Consider the following 17,881-nt stretch of genomic DNA (forward strand, 5'->3'; position numbering starts at 1 on the left):
ACCAACGCCTACGCACCCGCACCGCCACCACCCGACGCCACCGCGGACACCTCAACCCCGCTTAAGTTCGAAGAGCCCCCATTCACCACTCGCCGCCACACTGCCCTGCCACCACCAGTGCTGCCGCAGACCCCCGGTCAAGTCAACGAAAGCCAACACGGGCCCTCACCCCAGGGAGCCTCCCCGATAACACGATAACCATCCTCAGGACAACATCCCAAATCGAGACATTGACCACATTAACTACGGACGGAAACGGCGTCGGCGACAGATCGGCGTGAGCTGCCGCGACAGCCACAGTCACCACTACAGTCAGCAACCCCAACGAAACAACGCTTAAGTTGTTTCAATGATTAACAAACAACCCTTAAGGAATATCGATCAAAGCTGCTATCGTCTTCCCACCATCACCGCCATCGGAATTTCCGCCAAGGAGGAGCCAGCGTTGAAGCGAACTGGAATGAGGATCGCAGCAGCAATAGGCGCAGTCGCGATGGTTCTCGCAACTACGCCAGGCGCAGCTCATGCAGCCCAGTGGAACAACATCTCTCAGACCCTGAACGGCACGTCGTGGACCACCGAGAACTACGTCCGCACCGTGACGACCAACGGAGTGGACATCATCCTGGACTTACAGAACCGGCCCGGATGCTGCCTTGACCTGCGGCTCAAGCGGAACTCGGATGGCTTTATCTTCGCCACGCGGTCGAACATGCAGGCAAACCAGAACTACACAATCGCCACCAGCGTCCTGGCCAACACTCGGTTCAACGTCGAAGGCCGAAACTCGGTGAGCGGCACCGATCGCTTCTGGTCTGGACGGCTCTACTACTAGTCGACGCTGTGGCCGCCCCTGGGAGGGCGGCCACAGTTCTTCTTTCACTGAAGGGCGAATCATTGCCTCCGAGATCCAGGGGCACCCACCGCTTCTTGGTCGCACTCACATGCCTGGCCATCATCTCCACAACAGCTTGCACCAACTCCACCATCAGTGGGAGCAAGCAGGATCCCAGGTATCACGGCTTCGATCACTACTTGGCGGAATACGAAGAGGCGAAGGGGAAATTGAACCTGCCACCCAATTCTTCTTGGGGGGATCCACCTACAAAAGATTCCAGGGAAATGCTTTACGCCCCCGGCGCCGGACTGACCAAGGCCGAACTCGAGTGGTACTGCGCCTGGCAAGTCGAGTGGCTTGAGGCGTCACGCTCTCCGGAGTCTCCGACCAGACGACAAAACGCACTTCAGCAGCTCATGACGATAAAGACTCTTCAGGTCTATCAAGTAGCACTTGATGAACAAGGGAGAGGACAGATAGAAAAGGCGCTTCGGCAGGCAAGTTCAGGTATCACAACGGGAGTCGAGATCGACGTCGCAGCAAACTGCTAACAACACCAATCCAGCCAGGCAGGCCGCTCCCCCTGACCTGTCTGCCATGGGATCCGGATCAGATGTCGTTACGTACGCGGCGGTGCTTCAGCTCTCCAGGACGTGTTCGGCGGCGGTGCGGGAGCGGCGGCCGGTGCGTAGGTACTCGTCGAGGAACTCACCGGGGTCGTCGGCGCCGAGCAGGCGGACCACCCCGGCCAGTTCCACCCCGTGCCGGGGCAGTTGGTCGCCGGCCCGGCCCCGGACCAGCATCAGGGCGTTGCGGACCTGGGCCGCCAGGGTCCACCCGGCGGCCATCGCCTCGGCGTCCGCCGGGTCGATCAGGCCCAGGTCACGGGCGGCCGTGAGGGCGTCGAGGGTACGGGTGCCCCGCAGCGCCGGGTACGCCCCGGCGTGGCGCAGTTGGAGCAGTTGCACCGCCCACTCGACGTCGGCCAGTCCGCCCCGGCCCAGTTTGGTGTGGGTGGCCGGGTCGGCGCCCCGGGGCAGCCGTTCGGTCTCCACCCGCGCCTTGATCCGGCGGATCTCGATGATCTGTTCCCGGGTCAGCCCGTCTGCGGGGTAGCGCACCGGGTCGACCATCTGCTCGAACCGGGTGCCCAGGTCGGCGTCGCCGCAGACACAGCGGGCCCGCAGCAGTGCCTGGGCCTCCCACACCCTCGACCAGCGGGCGTAGTACTGCTGGTAGGCGGCGAGGCTGCGGACCAGCGGCCCCTGCCGGCCCTCCGGGCGCAGGTCGGCGTCGACCCCCAGCGGCGGGTCGGGGGCGGGCATCCCGAGCAGTCGCCGCAGTTCCTCGGCGATGGCCTGGGCGGCGGCGCTGGCGGCGCTCTCGCTGACCCCCTCGGGTGGCTCGTAGACGAACAGCACGTCGGCGTCGGACAGGTAGTTGGACTCGTACCCCCCGAGCCGACCCATTCCGATCACCGCGAACTTCAAATCCGGCATCGAAGGCTGGGCGGCTCGGGCGGTGCGCAGGGCGGCGGCGAGGGTGGCGTCGGTTACGTCAGAGAGGGCGGTACCGACGGCGGTGATGTCGGTCAGTCCGGGGGTGGCCCGCTCGCCGTCGCCCCGGGTGGGGGCCAGTGAACCGGCCCGGCTGAGCACGTCGGCGCAGGCCAGCCGGAGCAGTTCCCGCCGACGCAGGGCGCGGACCGCCCGGGTGGCCTCCACCGGGTCGGTGTGCCGGTCCGCCGCGGCGGCGAAGCCGTCGAACAGCACCGCACGGGGGCGGGGACGTAGTTCGGTCTCCTCGGCGAGCAGGCGCAGGGCCTCCGGTTCGCGGGCCAGCAGGTCAGCCGCGTACCGGGAGGAGGAGAGCACCCGGGCCAGCCGGCGGGCCACCGGCCCGGAGTCGCGCAGCAGCCGCAGGTACCAGGGGCTGCTGCCCAGGGAGTCGGAGACCTGGCGGTAGTTGAGCAGGCCCCGGTCCGGTTCGGGGGCGTCGGCGAACTCGCTGAGCAGCACCGGCAGCAGGGTGCGCTGGATCGCGGCGGTGCGGCTGACCCCGCCGGTCAGGGCCTGGAGGTGACGCAGGGCCCCGGCCGGGTCGGCGAAGCCGAGGATCTCCAGCCGGTTGCGGGCCGCCTGGGGGGTCAGCCGCAGACCGTCGGCCGGTACCCGGGCCACCGACTCCAGCAGGGGGCGGTAGAGCAGTTTGGCGTGCAGTCGGCGTACCTCGGTGGCGTGGGTGACCCACTCGGCGCGGAAGGCCTCGACGGCGCTGCGTCCCGGGCTGGCGGTGTAGCCGAGGGCGGCGGCCAGCCAGCGCAGGGCACCCGGATCGGTGGGTACGGTGTGGGTCCGCCGCAGGCCCTGAAGTTGCAGGCGGTGCTCCACCCCGCGCAGGAAGCGGTACCCGCGCAGCAGGGCCTCCCCGTCGGCCCGGCCGACGTAGCCGCCGGTGACCAGGGCCCGCAGGGCGGGAATGGTGCCGGGTGCCCGCAGTGACTCGTCGCCGCGCCCGTGCACCAGTTGGAGCAGTTGCACCGCGAACTCGATGTCCCGCAGTCCACCGGGACCGCGTTTGATCTCGCGTTCCTGTTCCTTCGGCGGAATGTGGTCGATGATCTTGCGTCGCATGGCCCGGACGTCCTCGACCGCCTCCGGGCGCTCGGCCGCCTGCCACACCAGGGGGGCCAGCATGTCGATCCACTCCTGGCCCAGGGCCAGGTCACCGGCGGCCGGGCGGGCCTTGAGCAGGGCCTGGAACTCCCAGGTGCGGGCCCAGCGGCGGTAGTACGCCAGGTGGCTGGCCAGGGTGCGCACCAGCGGACCCCGGTTGCCCTCCGGGCGCAGGGCGGCGTCGACCGGCCAGGCCACCAGCCCACAGATGTGGATCAGCCGGGTGGCCACCGTGGTGGCTGCGGCCAGGTCCTCGTCCTCGGCCGCCACGAAGATCACGTCCACGTCGGAGACGTAGTTGAGTTCGCCACCGCCGCACTTGCCCATCGCCACCACGGCCAGCCGGGGCTCGGCGGTGCCCTCGGGCAGCTCGTCCACGGCGATCCGGTAGGCCGCCGACAGGGTGGCGTCGGCCAGCGCGGAGAGCGCGGCCATGGTCTGCTCCAGGCCGCGCCCGCCGGTCAGGTCGGTCGCCGCGATCCGCAACAACGCCAGCCGGTACGCCCGACGCAGCACCGCCACCGGCTTACCGTCCCCGGTCACGTCCAGCCGCCCGTCGGCGGTCGGAGCCAGCCCGTCCGGCTCGGTCCGCAGCACGGTCCACTGGTCGGGGTTGGCGACCAGGTGGTCGCCCAGCGCCGAGGAGGCACCCAGCACGGCGATCACCCGGCGGCGCAGCCCCGGGTCGTCGTGCAGGGCCGCCAGCACCGTCGACCCCGCCCCGATGCCGCCCGGCGCGCCCGCGGCCGAACCGTTGGGGCCGGTCTGGACGCGGCGTTCCGCCTCGACCAGGCGGTGCAGTTGGCGCAGCGCCAGATCCGGGTCGGCGGCCCGGGACAGCGCGGTGAGCAGTTCCTGGGCCGGCTCACCGGTGGGTTCCTGGGTCTGCGGTCGCCACAGGTCCAGCCCGGTGGGGCCCAGCAGGTCGGCGGCGCGGGAGCCGCCGTCGGAGTCGGCGACGTCGAAGCCGTACCGGGCCAGTCGGCCGGTGGCGCTGGTGGGCCGGCCCATCAGTGCCCGAGCAGCGGCAGGGTGCGGCGCGGCCCGTCGTCGTCCAGTTCGCCGAGGGCCAACGCGGCGAACCGGGCGGCGAAGGGCTGCCAGACCTCCTCCACATCGACCATCACGGCGTCACAGGCGGCGACCACCAGCTCCGGGTCGTACCCCAACTCGGCCAGCAGGGCCGAGTCGGTGGCCCAGTCGGCGATCATCGCGGTGTCGCACTCGATGTGGAACTGCAACCCCCAGGCCCGGTCACCCAGCCGGAAGGCCTGATGCGGGTAGCGGGTGGAGGCGGCCAGCAGGGTGGCACCGGCGGGCAGTTCGGTGATCTCGTCGGCGTGCCACTGCAACACGTCCGGTATCAGTGGCACGTACCGGAACAGGGGGTCCGTCTCGGCGGCGTCGCGTCGACCGACCACGGCGGGGCCCACCTCCGGCCCGGCCGGGCTGCGCTCGACCGTGCCGGCGTGAGCGGTGGCGAGCAGTTGCGCGCCCAGGCAGATGCCCAGGGTCGGCACCCGGTGCCGGACCGCCTTGCGCAGCAGCGCCTCCACCTGCGGAAACCAGGGGGCCCCGGGAGCCCCGTCCGGGCCGGGGTAGACCTGCTGGTCACCGCCGAGCACCACCAGCGCGGCGTGTCCCGCCAGATCGGCGGGGAGTTCGTCGCCCGCGTGCGGGCGGACCACGGACAGGTCCAGACCCGCCTCCGTCAACCATTCTCCCAACCGTCTCGCATCGTCGGTCGGGTCGTTCTCGATCACCAACGCAGTTCCCACGTCGTCGAGGCTATCCGGTCGGGCCGATCCGGGCCGCGCGCGGGACTAGGCTCTCCGGCTGTGTCCGACCACACCGCCGTTGACCACGTCGTACGCCCGCCGGCTCTGCGGGAGGGGGACACCGTGATGCTGGTGTCGCCTTCCGGGCCGACCCGGGCGGAACGAGTGGCCCGGGGCGTCGAACTGCTCACCGGGTGGGGTCTGCGGCCGGTACTCGCCCCGAACGTGTACGCCCGGCAGGGCTATCTGGCCGGGTCGGACGCGCTGCGGGCGGCCGACCTGAACACCGCCTTTGCCGACCCCCGGGTACGCGGGATCATCTGCACCCGGGGCGGCTACGGGGCCCAACGGGTGGTGGACGCGATCGACATGGCGGCGGTACGCCGGGACCCGAAGGTGGTGGCCGGCTTCTCCGACATCACCGCCCTGCAACTGGCCCTGTGGCGGGGTGCCCGGCTGGCCGGGGTGCACGGCCCGGGAGCGGCCTGGCGCGACGAGCGCACTCCCCTGGCCTCCGCGGAGTCCCTGCACGCCGCGCTGACCACCACCGAGCCGGTCACCGTGCCCGCCGTCGAGGGCGAGGAGACCTTCGGCGTACGGGTGCCGGGGCGGGCGGTGGGTCGGCTGCTGGGTGGCAACCTGTGCCTGATCGTGGCCTCCCTGGGCACCCCGGACATGCCCGACCTGACCGGGGCGGTGCTGTTGCTGGAGGACGTGCAGGAGCCGCCGTACAAGGTCGACCGGATGCTCACCCAGCTGCGCCGGGCGGGTGCGCTGGACCGGCTGGCCGGGGTGGCGGTGGGCCAGTTCACCGACTGCGCGGACGGCTGGGAGGTCAGCGTGGCCGAGGTGCTCACCGAGCGCCTGGGTGACCTGGGGGTGCCGGTGCTGGGCGGGCTGCCGATCGGCCACGGCCCCGGTCAGCTCTCCGTCCCGGTGGGCACCCTGGCCACCCTCGACGCCGACGCCGGCACCCTCACCGTGGCTCCCGCAGTGTGCTGAGCGTCTGAGCGGTTCCGGCACCGGAGTCCGAACATGTCCGGTTTTCCGGGCCGAATTGCCAGCTCGCTGACAGGTTCGCCACGGGCCGCGCCCAGGCTGGCCGGTCACTGTCGGTGACGTCATCGCATCACCGACGAGTTGGAGGACCGATGTCCCGCACGATCTCGAAAAAGCACCTGCTGGGCGGACTGGCCGCTGCGGGTGTGCTCGCCGTGGGGATCGCCGCTCCCACCGTGGCGCTCGCCGACGACACGGCCACCCCGAGCCCCAGCGCCAGCGCCAGCGCGGAGGACCAGCGGCCGGAGCGCGGGGAGCGTCACCAGGCGTTCGCCGAGGCGTTGGCCGAGGAACTGGGTGTGCCCGCCGACAAGATGACCGAGGCCCTGGAGAAGCTCCGCGAGCAGCACAAGCCGGACGGTGACCGCCCCGAGGGTCGCGGCGACCACCACAAGGGTGGTGGCGACCACAAGCGCGGCGGCGACCACAAGCGTGGTGGCGACCGTGGTCCGAAGGGTTCCCCCGAGGACCGCCAGGAGGCCATGGCCGAGCGCCTCGCCAAGGCGGTCGAGGAGGGCAAGCTCACCCAGGCGCAGGCCGACGCGATCACCGCCGCCGCCGAAGCCGGCGTCTTCGACCCCGCCCCCCACCCCACCACCAAGTAACCCCAACCCCAACCCCAACCCCGTCGATCATGAGGTTGGCGGCACTCTGTAGATCGACGAGTGCCGCCAACCTCATGATCAACCCCGCTGGGGCGGGGTGGGTGGGGCGGGGGTGGGGGTGGGGGTGGGGGTGGGGGTGGGGTTAGGCGATGCAGGCGCAGACGATCAGGGCGGCGCCGAAGTGGCTGGCGGCGCTGACCTTCGCGACCGGGTGCGGCTCGTCGGAGCAGACCACCTCGCCGAGCTTGCCCGGGGTGAGCAGGTCCAGCACGACGAAGGCCAGCGCCATGATGCCGAGACCGATCAGTCCGAACAGCAGGGTCGAGGCCAGGCCCTTGGCGAAGTCGTGGTAGCTGGTCAGGATCGCGGTGAACACGATCCCGGCGACGCCGAGCTGGTTGGCGGCGAGCAGCAACCCGGCGTTGGCGTTACGGCGTACCCAGATCAGGTCCCGCAGCTTGCCGGGAGTGAGCAGGTCGACCAGCCCGAAGCCGGCGGCCATCAGACCGACGCCGACGATCCCGAACACCACGCTCTGCCAGGCTCCGCTGAGCAGATCCTCCAACACCGACTGCCTCCCCGACTGTCGTCTCCGACCGGCAGGGCGCCGGCACGGTGATCGAGACGATAGCGGCAGCCCGCAACGGCCGACAGCCCGGCGGTCGGGTTACAGCGACAGGTAGTGCTGGCGCTCGTACGGGGTGACCTGGCGGCGGTACTGCTCCCACTCCGAGCGCTTGTTGCGCAGGAAGAAGTCGAAGACGTGTTCGCCGAGCACCTCGGCGACCAGTTCGGAGCCGGCCATCACGTCGATCGCCTCGGCCAGGTTCTCCGGCAACGGCTCGTAGCCCATCGCCCGCCGTTCGCCACTGGTCAGGGCCCAGACGTCGTCCTCGGCGCCCGGCGGCAGCTCGTACCCCTGCTCGATGCCCTTCATCCCGGCGCCGAGCAGCACCGCGAAGGCCAGGTACGGGTTGGCGGCCGAGTCGGGCGAGCGGATCTCCACCCGGGCCGAGTTGGGCTTGCCGTACGCCGGGACGCGGACCAGGGCGGACCGGTTCAGGTGCCCCCAGCAGACGTACGCCGGGCTCTCGGTGACCCGGTCCGGCAGGGCCTGCGGGAACAGCCGCTTGTAGGAGTTCACCCACTGGTTGGTGACCGCGGTGTACTCCCGGGCGTGCACCAGCAACCCGGCGATGAAGGCCCGGGCCACCTTGGACAGCTTCATCGGGTCGCTGGCGTCGTGGAAGGCGTTGCGCTCCCCCTCGAACAGCGACAGGTGGGTGTGCATGCCGCTGCCCGGCTGGTCGGTGAAGGGCTTGGGCATGAAGGTGGCCTGCACCCCGGTGGAGAGGGCCACCTCCTTCACCACGTGCCGGAAGGTCATGATGTTGTCGGCCGTGGTCAGGGCGTCGGCGTAGCGCAGGTCGATCTCCTGCTGGCCGGGGGCGACCTCGTGGTGGCTGTACTCCACCGAGATGCCGATGCGCTCCAGGGCCAGCACCGCCTGGCGGCGGAAGTCCCGGGCCACCGCGTGGGTGGTGTGCTCGAAGTAGCCGCCGGTGTCCACCGGGATCGGCACCGAGCCGTCCGCCGGGCCGTTCTCCAGCAGGAAGAACTCGATCTCGGGGTGGGTGTAGAAGGTGAAGCCCTTCTCGGCCGCCCGGGACAGCGCCCGGCGCAGCACATGCCTAGGGTCGGCCCAGGAGGGGCTGCCGTCGGGCAGCAGGATGTCGCAGAACATCCGGGCGCTCTCGCCGCTGACCCCGCCCTCGAAGGGGAACACCTGGAAGGTCGTCGGGTCCGGCATGGCCACCATGTCCGACTCGAAGACCCGGGCGAAGCCCTCGATCGCCGAGCCGTCGAACCCGATGCCCTCGTCGAAGGCGGCCTCCAACTCGGCCGGTGCGACCGAGACGCTCTTGAGGGTGCCGAGCACGTCGGTGAACCAGAGCCGGACGAAGCGGATGTCCCGCTCTTCCAGCGTACGAAGAACGAACTCCTGCTGTCGGTCCACTGCCTCAACCTTCCGCGACTCTATGTCCGCCTTCGACCGGGCTTTGCCCGACCTGTCCGACCAGTCTTCACCGGCCCGATTACGCAGACGTTACGCGAACAGCCGTCACCGCGTCCCGTGCAGTCCCGACCGGCGGTCACCCCTTCCGCTGCGGGGGTTCGGCGGCCACGCCCACGTGTCGACCTCATCGGGCTGGGGCAAGATGAGGACATGCCCACCCTGCGTCTCGCTCTGTGCCAGGTCAACCCCAGCGTCGGCGATCTCACCGGCAACGCCGACCTAGTCCGCGCCTGGTCCCGCCGGGCCGCCGAGGCCGGCGCCCAGTTGGTGATCTTCCCGGAGATGGTGCTGACCGGCTACCCGGTGGAGGATCTGGTCTTCCGGCGGTCCTTCGTCGCCGCTTCCAAGGCCGCCCTGGACCGGCTCGCCGCCGACCTGGCCGCGGACGGGCTGGGCGAGGTGCCGATCGTGGTGGGTTATCTGGACGCCGACGGTCCGCCGCAGGTCAGCGGCGACGCCGAGCCGGGTCGCGGGGCCCGCAACGCGGCCGCCCTGCTGCACCGGGGCCGGGTGCAGGTCACCTACTTCAAGCACCACCTGCCCAACTACGGGGTCTTCGACGAGGACCGCTACTTCGTGCCCGGGGACACCCTGACGGTGGTCCGGCTCGGCGGGGTGGACGTGGCGTTGACCATCTGCGAGGACCTGTGGCAGGCCGGCGGGCCGTTCGCCGCCGCCCGACAGGCCGGGGTCGGGCTGGTGGTCAGCATCAACGGCTCGCCGTACGAGCTGAACAAGGACGACCTGCGGCTGCCGGTGGTCCGCCGTAGGGCCGCCGAGGCCGAGGCCACCATCGCCTACGTCAACATGGTCGGCGGCCAGGACGAGTTGGTCTTCGAGGGCGACTCGATGATCGTCGGGCCGGACGGGACCCTGCTGGCCCGGGCCCCACAGTTCGTCGAGCACCTGCTCGTGCACGACGTGTCCGTGCCGTCGACCGCCGAGACGGGCGAGATCGCCGACGGCGGCCAGGTGGGCGACGGGTTGCGGCTGGTCCGTCGTACGGTCGAGGGCCTACCGCCCGCCCCGGACGGCCCGGCGGCGCACGGCGGGGTCATCGAGCCGGTCGCCGACGAGGCCGAGGTGTGGCAGGCCCTGGTGCTCGGGCTGCGCGACTACGTGAACAAGAACCGCTTCCCCTCGGTGGTGCTCGGTCTCTCCGGCGGCATCGACTCGGCCGTGGTGGCGGCCATCGCGGTGGACGCCCTCGGCCCCGACCGGGTCGTCGGGGTCTCCCTGCCCAGCCAGCACTCCTCCGAACACAGCCGGGAGGACGCGGCCGACCTGGCCAAGCGCACCGGGCTGGACTACCGGGTCGAGCCGATCCAGCCGATGGTGGACGCCTTCCTGGCCAACCTGTCCCTGTCCGGGGTGGCCGTGGAGAACCTCCAGGCCCGGGTACGGGGGGTGATCCTGATGGCCCTGTCGAACCAGGAGGGCCCGCTGGTGCTCACCACCGGCAACAAGAGCGAACTGGCGGTCGGCTACTCCACCCTCTACGGCGACTCGGTCGGCGGCTTCAACCCGATCAAGGACGTGTGGAAGACCCTGGTGTGGCGGCTGGCCAAGTGGCGCAACGCCGAGGCCACCCGGCTGGGCCACACCCCGCCGATCCCGGAGAACTCGATCGGCAAGCCGCCGAGCGCCGAGCTGAGCCCGGGTCAACTGGACAGCGACACCCTGCCCGACTACGACGTGCTCGACCCGATCCTGATCGGCTACGTCGACGGGGATCTGGGCCGGGATGGTCTGGTGGCCTCCGGCCACGACCCGGCGATGGTGGACAAGGTGCTGCGGATGGTGGATACCGCCGAGTACAAGCGACGCCAGTCCGCCCCCGGCACGAAGATCTCCATGAAGGCGTTCGGCCGGGACCGACGGCTGCCGATCACCAACCGGTGGCGGGAGGACGGCTGACCCCACCACCGGCCCCGGCCGGAGTGACATCCTCCACTGCGACCTGCCGCCACCGGGTCCGCCGGTGCGACGATCGCGGCAGAGCCCGGGGACCGCGTACGCGGCCTCGAGGAAAGGAGACAGTCATGGTGGAGTCCACTCCGGCCGAGGTGACCGCCCTCTACGGCGGCCCGGCCACCCGCCGGGTCCGTACCCGCGATCTGATCGCCGCCAAGGAGCGCGGCGAGAAGTGGGCCATGCTCACCTCGTACGACCAGTACACCGCCTCGATCTTCGACGCGGCCGGCATTCCGGTGCTGCTGGTCGGCGACTCGGCGGCGAACAACGTGTTCGGCTACGAGACCACCCTGCCGGTGACCGCGGAGGATCTGCTGCCCCTGGTCCGGGCGGTGGTCCGGGCCACCCGGCAGACCCTGGTCGTCGGTGACCTGCCGTTCGGCTCGTACGAGGAGGGGCCGACCCAGGCGCTGCGCACGGCCGTGCGGTTCATGAAGGAGGGCGGTTGTCACGCGGTGAAGCTGGAGGGCGGCCGGCGCTGCGCCGACCAGATCGCCGCCATCGTCGGCGCCGGCATCCCGGTGATGGCACACATCGGCTTCACCCCGCAGAGTGAGCACAACCTCGGCGGCTACCGGGTGCAGGGTCGGGGGGACGCCGCCGAGGAGGTGATCGCCGACGCGCGGGCGGTCGCCGAGGCCGGGGCCTTCGCGGTGGTGTTGGAGATGGTGCCCGGGGCGGTCGCCAAGCGGGTCACCGCCGAGCTGACCATCCCCACGGTGGGCATCGGTGCCGGTCCGGAGACCGACGCCCAGGTGCTGGTCTGGCAGGACATGGCCGGTCTGCGGACCGGGCGGGCCCCCCGTTTCGTCAAGCGCTACGCCGACCTGGCCGGCACCCTGGACGCGGCCACCCGCCGCTTCGCCGAGGAGGTACGCGGCGGCGAGTTCCCGGCCGCCGAACACACCTTCTGATCCTCGCCGGTACCGGGTCCTGGGGTGCCAGGACCCGGCACCGGGATGCCCGACGGCCGAACGACTGGACAGGGCGCACTACGCTTCGCAGCCGTGAAACGTGATCAACTCTTTGCACTCGCCCTGGCCGGAGTCACGGTCTTCGCCCTCACCGCCTGCGGCGGGGACGACACCGAGGCCCCGGCAACCTCCGCCTCGGCCCCCGCCAGCGCCTCCGCCACCCCCCAGGCCTCCGCACCGGCCGCCGCCGCTGGTGAGGACGACAAGAAGGTCTGTGAGGCCGTGCAGAAGGCCGGGGACGAGTCGAAGGAAGTACTGTTCGACGCGCTCCAGGCCGGTAAGGAGCCGACCGCCAAGATGCTGTCGGAGACCTACACCGACATGGCTGCGGCACTCGGCAAGGCCGCCGACTCCGCCAGCACGGACAGCAAGGTGGCCAACGCGGTGAAGGAGTTCCAGGCCGCGGTGGCGGAGGCCGCCGAGTCCTCCGACCCGGTCGCCGCCGGGGACACCGCAGCCTTCCAGAAGACCGCCACGAACCTCACCGCGGTCTGCAAGGAAGCCGGCGTCGACATCAACTTCTGACCGTTGCAACGGTGTGGCCCGGCCCGATGGCCGGGCCACACCCCTGTCCGGCTCAGAGATCGGTGACGCGCACCCCGGCGTGGGTCTTGTACCGGCGGTTGATCGCGATCAGGTTGGCGGTGAACGCCTCGATCTGGTGGGCGTTGCGCAGCCGTCCCGCGTACACCCCCCGCATCCCGGGAATCCGGGCGGCCAGGGCGGCGACGACGTCAACCAGCTCCCGCTCCTCGGTGCAGATCAGCACGTCCAGCTCGATCCGGTCGATCTCCGGGTCGGCCAGCAGCGGCGCGCTGACGTGGTTGAAGGCGGCACAGACCCGGGAGCCGGGCAGCAGGGCGGCGGCCTGCTGGACCGCGCTGCCCTCGGGCACCGGCAGGGGGTACGGACCCTGCTTGTCGAAGCCGAGGGGATTGACACAGTCGACCACGATCTTGCCGGCCAGCGGCTCGGCGAGGTCGGTCAGGGTCGCGGCGTGCCCCTCCCAGGGCACCGCGATGATCACCACATCGCTGCGCCGGGCCACCTCGTCGTTGTCCGCCCCGGTGACGCTGCCACCGGCGGCAACCCCGGGCAGGGCGGCGATCTCCTCGGCCGACTGGGCGGCCCGGGAGGCGGAGCGGGAGCCGATCAACACGGTCTGACCGGCCCGGGCGAACCGGTAGGCCAACCCTCGGCCCTGGTCTCCGGTGCCGCCGATGATGCCGACCGTGAGCCCGGAGACGTCGGGCAGGTCGCTCGGATCGTATGCCATGGTCGTCATCCTTCCAGTCACCTCACCCCGGCAACGGCGACTACCCCTGTGACAATCCCCGCTGCCCCGGCACCGGCCGAGCCGGGCGGCGTCAGAGCTGGGCGGCGTCAGGCTATTTCGAAGGCGACCGACCGGGTGGCCGGGTCGGCCGTCACCAACCGGACCCGCATCCGGGTGCCCAGGGTCAGCTCACCCAGGCAGCGGGCGCGTACCGGCGGATCGTCCAGGGCGACCGTACCGCCGGGCGGCCGACCCGACCGGCCGTTGGCGGGGGCGGTCACGTCCAGCACGGCGGCCTCGAAGGTCTCACCCACCCGGTGCTGCAACAGCACCGCCTCAGCCAGATCGATCGCACCCCGGTTGGCCGCCGAGGCGGCCCGGTCGGTGGCGGCCATCGCCGCAGGCAACCGGGGCAGCGCCGCCCGGGCCCAGTCCGGCACCGGCCGGCCCTCGTGCAGGGCCAGGCAGACCTCCGTGGCGTACCGGTCGGCCAGTCGGCGCAACGGGGCCGTGACATGGGCGTACGCCGCCGCGACCCCACCGTGGGTCGACTGCTGCGGCACCTCACCGTCGAAGGCGGTGTACGCGGCCGACCGCATCAGCTCGGCTGCCTGGTCGACGAAGGCGGCAGCCCGAGGCTGCCCCGGATCCAACCCGAGCAGCAGCTCACCGACGCCGACCTCGTCCGGCCAGTGCACCCCCAGCGGCGCGGCGGCGGCCCGCAACCGCTGCACCGCCTCCGGCTTCGGCGCCGGCATCGTACGCAGCAGACCGATCCTGCCGGCCAGCATCAGATCGGCGGCGGCCATTCCGGTGAGCAGGGAGATCTGGGCGTTGTGTTCCTCCATCGGCACCGGGGCCCGCAGCACCAGACGCCACCCGTCGCCGTCGGCCTCCACATCCTGCTCGGAGATCGGCAGGTTGATCGCCCCGCGACGCAGCCCCCGGGCGGTGAGCAGGGCCCCGATCTCGGGCAACAGGGCGATCGGCTCCGGCAGCCGACCCGCCTCGGCGTCGGCCTGCACACCGGGGTAGTCCAACTGGGCCCGGCTGCGGACCAGCGCCCGTTCCAGATGTACGGCAGTGGTGGCACCCTCGGCGTCCAGGTCGATGGTCCACAGCACGGCCGCCCGGTCCACCTCCGGCAGCAGACTGGCCGCGCCCTCACCGAGGCTGTGCGGGTGCAACGGCACATTGCCGTCGGGCAGGTAGACGGTCTGCCCGCGCCGCCAGGTCTCCTCCTCCAGGGCACCACCCGGTCGTACGTGGGCGGCCACGTCGGCTATCGCGTACCGCACCCGGAAGCCGCCACCGGCGCGGCGGCTCAGGTGCATCGCCTGGTCCAGGTCCCGCGACCCGGGCGGGTCGAGGGTGACCAGCGGGATGTCCGTGCGGTCGACCGCGGGCCGGGGTGGCGCGGCGGCGGCCTCGTCGGCCTCCCGCTGCGCCGCCTGCGGGTAGTCGTCGGGCAGCCCCAACTCGCGGCGCAGGGCCCCGAAGTCGATGCGCGGTGCTAGGACGCGTCGGATGACCATGGGCCCATCCTGACAGCGCCGGGCCGGTAGCGCCCTCCCCCGACCGACGGGGATACGCCGCCCCCGCGTCGTCTACTCCTTGCCTTCCTCCTCGGCCCGGCGGGCGTCCTCGGCCTCCCACGCTTCGTTACGCTCCCGCACCTTCTGCAGGGCGTTCTCCGCGTCGGCGGCGGAGGCGTACGGGCCGAGCACGTGCCGGGCCGCACAGACCTCGGTTCCGGTCTCGACTCGGTGGTGTCGGGTGCACCAGTAGTAGCGCCGCGGGTCGCTGTCGCTCATGGGAATCACTGTGCACCGATAAGCGGCCACTCGCCACCGGAACAGCGCAAGTCCTCGGACCTCCACATTAGATCCGGGTGCGGCGGCGACGGGCCGGAACCGGGAGATTCGCCGCCCGGTTTCCCTGGGCCCCGGCGGGGGACGCGGGCCGGGCCGGGAGCGCGGGCCGGCGGCCGGGGCTAAGGTCGCCGGGGTGGGGGTACCGGATTACATCCTGCGGCTGCGTAAGCACGTCGGACATGACCTGCTCTGGCTGCCGAGCGTCAGCGCGGTGGTGCACAACGAGGCGGGTGAACTGCTGCTGGGCCAGCGCGCCGACGACGGGCGCTGGGCGGTGCCGAGCGGCTTCGTCGAGCCGGGCGAACAGCCGGCGACCGCGGTGGTGCGCGAGGTGTGGGAGGAGGCCGGCCTGCGGGTCGAGCCGCTGCGGCTCAGCAGCGCGGTGTCGCACCCGCACCGGTACCCGAACGGGGACCGGTGCGAGTGCCTCAACCTCTGTTTCCACTGCCGGCCGGTGGGCGGGCAGGCGCGGGTGAACGACGACGAGTCACTGGCCGTGGGTTGGTTCCCGCCGGACCGGCTACCCGAGTTGGACGAGCATTCCCGCCTGGTGATCCGGCACGCCCTGGGCCCGCAGGCCCCGGCCTTCTTCCTGCCCCCGGGCACGGTGTGGGGCAAGCCCGGCTGACCGGAGCAGGGCTCAGGTGGTGACCGGCTCCACCGGTATCCACAGTTGCGCCTCGGCCTGGGTGCCGTCGGCGGAGACCGTGGTACGCGAGATCTCCGGCCCGGGGCGGGAACGGTAGGGGTTGGACGGGAACCACTGGGTGAAGACGTCCCGCCACAGGTGCTGCACGGCTGCGGGGAACGGTCCGGACACCTCGAACACCGCCCAGTCCCCCGCCGACACCGGCAGTACGTCGAGATCGGCCGGCACCTCGGCGCCGGTGACCACGCCGTACCAGTAATCCAGTTCGGTGCCCTCGGCCCGGTTGCCGGTCAGGCCGTCGCTGACGTTGACGATCCCCGCCGGTTCCTGGTCGGACAGGGCCTCGATGCGTTCCCGGGTCGCCGGTTCGATGCTCTTGATGAAGGCGACGATCGCCGGATTCATGCCCTCGTGCACCAGCGGCACCCGGGCCTTGCGGCCGGCGAGCTGGAACGCGTCCTTACGTACGATGCGGTATCGCATACTGCTGCTCCCTTCGACGATGAGCCGGAAGGAGACCCGGGGTTGGGCGTGCAGGGCGCACTTCGTACGCCTGGCCTCGCCCGGACCTGTCCCGTGCATGGCCTTGAACGCACGGGCGAACGCCTCGGCCGAGCCGTACCCCCAGCGGACCGCGATGTCCAGCAGGGTGCGCTCCCCCGCGACCACCTCCGCCGCTGCCATGGTCAGCCGTCGGCGGCGCACGTACTCGGACAGTGGAATGCCGGCCAGTGCGGAGAACAGCCGCCGGAAGTGGTACTCCGAGGTGACTGCGATCCGCGCCAGATCGGCGATCTCGACCGGCTGGTCGAGCCGCTGTTCGAGGTGGTCCAAAGCCTGGTTGAGCCGCTCCAGCACGCCAGGTCTCCCTCCCTTGTGCGACCCACGCTATGGCCGCGACGGACTCGCCGACCCGACATGCGGTGCCCGGTCGGGTCGGGTCCAGCGCCGAAGCCCTCGTGTTACCGTGCCTGCATCCGATAGCAGATCATCACTGGCTGGCATACCAGCTCACGAATGGAGTAGGTAGCAGCGAGGTGAGTCGGCAGCCATCCGCCGCAGCGACGATCTCGCTGGGCCCGGCGGCCACCCGCAATCGCCCACTCAGGCTATTAGTGCTGGTCGAGGTGCAGAGGTGACGAAAGGTATGCCACCCTCGTGCGAGATTTTCTCGCCGGCATCGACACTGTCGGAAGACCTTGCGCTGGCGCGGGTAGCCGCGTCAGTCGGACCTGGAGGAAGCGTGGCCACCCTCGACACCGCACTCAAGGACGCCATGAGCATCGACGGCGCGATCGGCGTCGCGCTCGTCGACTACACCAGCGGAATGACCCTCGGCGTGGCCGGCGGAACCCCGGAGATCGACCTGACCGTCGCGGCGGCCGGCAACACCGACGTGGTACGCGCCAAGATGCGCACCATCGAGATGCTCAAGCTCAACGACGACATCGAGGACATGCTCATCACCCTCGGCGGTCAGTACCACATCATCCGGCCGCTCACCGGTAACACCGGCAAGGGCCTGTTCCTGTACCTGATGCTCAGCAAGAGCCGAGCCAACCTGGCTCTGGCCCGACACCAACTGCGCACCATCGAGGAGCAGCTGGAACTGTGAACAACAGCGACACGGTCCTGCCCCGCCGCACCGCCCAGCCGTCCGGCCCGCCACCGCCCAAGCTGCCACCCTCGCTGGCCGGCAATCCGTCACTGCCGTACCCGGCGATCGGCACCGAGCTGACCGAGCTGCGCCTACAGATCCCCGGGGTGCAGGGCAGTGTCCTCGGCGGGGTGGACGGGCTGCGCATCGCCCACGACCTGCCGGCCGAGCTGAGCCCGGACGATCTGGCCGCGATGGCGGCGGCCACCTTCGGCCTGGGCCGCCAGGTCAGCCACCGTCTGGGCCAGGGCGAGTTCTGCCAGTCCACCGTCCGCAACAACGGCGGCTACTTCTCGGTGTACGCGGTGGGCAGCCAGGCCCTGCTCTCCGTGGTCGGCACCGACGCGATCAATGTGGCCCGGCTGCACCTGCACGCCCCACCGGTGGCGGATCGCCTGACCACCCTGCTCGCCCAGATCACCACCGTGCCGACCCGCTGACCCCG

Annotated in this window: 17 protein-coding genes; 9 read left to right on the forward strand and 8 right to left on the reverse strand. The window is 71.0% G+C overall.

Features of this window, described 5'->3' with window-relative positions:
* Window positions 1–349 precede the first annotated feature (349 nt).
* The gene (locus ACLQ2T_RS19875; RefSeq protein ID WP_425767852.1) at window positions 350–835 is read left to right on the forward strand and encodes a hypothetical protein; all 486 of its coding nucleotides are present in this window, start codon (window positions 350–352) and stop codon (window positions 833–835) included.
* Between the two features lie 641 nt (window positions 836–1,476).
* Here ACLQ2T_RS19875 and ACLQ2T_RS19880 read toward each other — a convergent pair.
* Together ACLQ2T_RS19880 and ACLQ2T_RS19885 are read right to left on the reverse strand one after the other, a co-directional pair.
* Window positions 1,477–4,524, reverse strand: coding sequence for a bifunctional [glutamine synthetase] adenylyltransferase/[glutamine synthetase]-adenylyl-L-tyrosine phosphorylase (locus ACLQ2T_RS19880; protein WP_425767853.1), 3,048 nt, complete (start codon window positions 4,522–4,524; stop codon window positions 1,477–1,479).
* Complete coding sequence (locus ACLQ2T_RS19885; RefSeq protein ID WP_425767854.1) at window positions 4,524–5,291, reverse strand: type 1 glutamine amidotransferase; 768 nt, start codon at window positions 5,289–5,291, stop codon at window positions 4,524–4,526. Before ACLQ2T_RS19885 ends, ACLQ2T_RS19880 begins: the two co-directional genes overlap by 1 nt.
* Window positions 5,292–5,417: 126 nt before the next feature.
* Between ACLQ2T_RS19885 and ACLQ2T_RS19890 the strand changes: the two genes are divergently transcribed.
* Both ACLQ2T_RS19890 and ACLQ2T_RS19895 read left to right on the forward strand, forming a co-directional pair.
* A complete protein-coding gene (locus ACLQ2T_RS19890) occupies window positions 5,418–6,293 on the forward strand; it encodes a S66 peptidase family protein (protein WP_425767993.1) in 876 nt (291 codons plus the stop codon).
* A gap of 149 nt (window positions 6,294–6,442) precedes the next feature.
* Window positions 6,443–6,955 (forward strand): hypothetical protein, encoded by a 513-nt coding sequence (locus ACLQ2T_RS19895; protein ID WP_425767855.1) that lies wholly within the window; start codon window positions 6,443–6,445, stop codon window positions 6,953–6,955.
* Window positions 6,956–7,097: 142 nt separating this feature from the next.
* Here the strand turns inward: ACLQ2T_RS19895 and ACLQ2T_RS19900 are convergent, their stop codons facing one another.
* Complete coding sequence (locus tag ACLQ2T_RS19900) at window positions 7,098–7,523, reverse strand: DUF350 domain-containing protein (protein WP_357531417.1); 426 nt, start codon at window positions 7,521–7,523, stop codon at window positions 7,098–7,100.
* Window positions 7,524–7,622: 99 nt separating this feature from the next.
* Window positions 7,623–8,972: a type I glutamate--ammonia ligase gene (gene glnA, locus ACLQ2T_RS19905; RefSeq protein ID WP_425767856.1), complete on the reverse strand. Its 1,350-nt coding sequence runs from the start codon at window positions 8,970–8,972 to the stop codon at window positions 7,623–7,625.
* Window positions 8,973–9,182: 210 nt separating this feature from the next.
* Here glnA and ACLQ2T_RS19910 point away from each other — a divergent pair, with 210 nt between their 5' ends.
* From ACLQ2T_RS19910 to ACLQ2T_RS19920, 3 genes are all read left to right on the forward strand, one after another.
* Complete coding sequence (locus tag ACLQ2T_RS19910; RefSeq protein ID WP_425767857.1) at window positions 9,183–10,949, forward strand: NAD+ synthase; 1,767 nt, start codon at window positions 9,183–9,185, stop codon at window positions 10,947–10,949.
* Window positions 10,950–11,074: 125 nt separating this feature from the next.
* Entirely contained in the window at window positions 11,075–11,920 is an 846-nt protein-coding gene (gene panB / locus ACLQ2T_RS19915) for a 3-methyl-2-oxobutanoate hydroxymethyltransferase (RefSeq protein WP_425767858.1), read from the forward strand.
* Window positions 11,921–12,013: 93 nt separating this feature from the next.
* Window positions 12,014–12,505 carry a hypothetical protein gene (locus tag ACLQ2T_RS19920; RefSeq protein ID WP_425767859.1) on the forward strand — a complete coding sequence of 164 codons (492 nt, stop codon included), beginning with the start codon at window positions 12,014–12,016 and terminating at the stop codon, window positions 12,503–12,505.
* A 52-nt stretch (window positions 12,506–12,557) separates the two neighbouring features.
* On the opposite strand, the gene npdG is transcribed toward ACLQ2T_RS19920, so the two are convergent.
* The 3 genes from npdG to ACLQ2T_RS19935 all read right to left on the reverse strand — a co-directional run bounded on the left by npdG (window position 12,558) and on the right by ACLQ2T_RS19935 (window position 15,070).
* The gene (gene npdG, locus ACLQ2T_RS19925; RefSeq protein ID WP_425767860.1) at window positions 12,558–13,256 is read right to left on the reverse strand and encodes an NADPH-dependent F420 reductase; all 699 of its coding nucleotides are present in this window, start codon (window positions 13,254–13,256) and stop codon (window positions 12,558–12,560) included.
* A 107-nt stretch (window positions 13,257–13,363) separates the two neighbouring features.
* A complete protein-coding gene (locus ACLQ2T_RS19930) occupies window positions 13,364–14,791 on the reverse strand; it encodes an RNB domain-containing ribonuclease (RefSeq protein ID WP_425767861.1) in 1,428 nt (475 codons plus the stop codon).
* 72 nt (window positions 14,792–14,863) lie between these two features.
* Window positions 14,864–15,070 carry a hypothetical protein gene (locus ACLQ2T_RS19935; RefSeq protein WP_425767862.1) on the reverse strand — a complete coding sequence of 69 codons (207 nt, stop codon included), beginning with the start codon at window positions 15,068–15,070 and terminating at the stop codon, window positions 14,864–14,866.
* A gap of 193 nt (window positions 15,071–15,263) precedes the next feature.
* On the opposite strand from ACLQ2T_RS19935, the gene ACLQ2T_RS19940 reads away from it, so the two are divergent.
* Window positions 15,264–15,758 (forward strand): NUDIX hydrolase, encoded by a 495-nt coding sequence (locus tag ACLQ2T_RS19940; RefSeq protein ID WP_425767863.1) that lies wholly within the window; start codon window positions 15,264–15,266, stop codon window positions 15,756–15,758.
* Between the two features lie 12 nt (window positions 15,759–15,770).
* On the opposite strand, the gene ACLQ2T_RS19945 is transcribed toward ACLQ2T_RS19940, so the two are convergent.
* On the reverse strand, window positions 15,771–16,637 hold the full coding sequence (locus ACLQ2T_RS19945) for an AraC family transcriptional regulator (protein WP_425767864.1): 867 nt from the start codon (window positions 16,635–16,637) through the stop codon (window positions 15,771–15,773).
* A gap of 385 nt (window positions 16,638–17,022) precedes the next feature.
* Here ACLQ2T_RS19945 and ACLQ2T_RS19950 point away from each other — a divergent pair, with 385 nt between their 5' ends.
* Together ACLQ2T_RS19950 and ACLQ2T_RS19955 are read left to right on the forward strand one after the other, a co-directional pair.
* The gene (locus ACLQ2T_RS19950) at window positions 17,023–17,394 is read left to right on the forward strand and encodes a hypothetical protein (protein ID WP_425767865.1); all 372 of its coding nucleotides are present in this window, start codon (window positions 17,023–17,025) and stop codon (window positions 17,392–17,394) included.
* Window positions 17,391–17,876, forward strand: coding sequence for a roadblock/LC7 domain-containing protein (locus ACLQ2T_RS19955; RefSeq protein ID WP_425767866.1), 486 nt, complete (start codon window positions 17,391–17,393; stop codon window positions 17,874–17,876). The genes ACLQ2T_RS19950 and ACLQ2T_RS19955 overlap by 4 nt, the downstream gene beginning before the upstream one ends.
* Window positions 17,877–17,881 lie beyond the last annotated feature (5 nt).

The sequence above is a fragment of the Micromonospora sp. DT229 genome (assembly GCF_049844505.1).
Lineage (GTDB): Bacteria > Actinomycetota > Actinomycetes > Mycobacteriales > Micromonosporaceae > Micromonospora.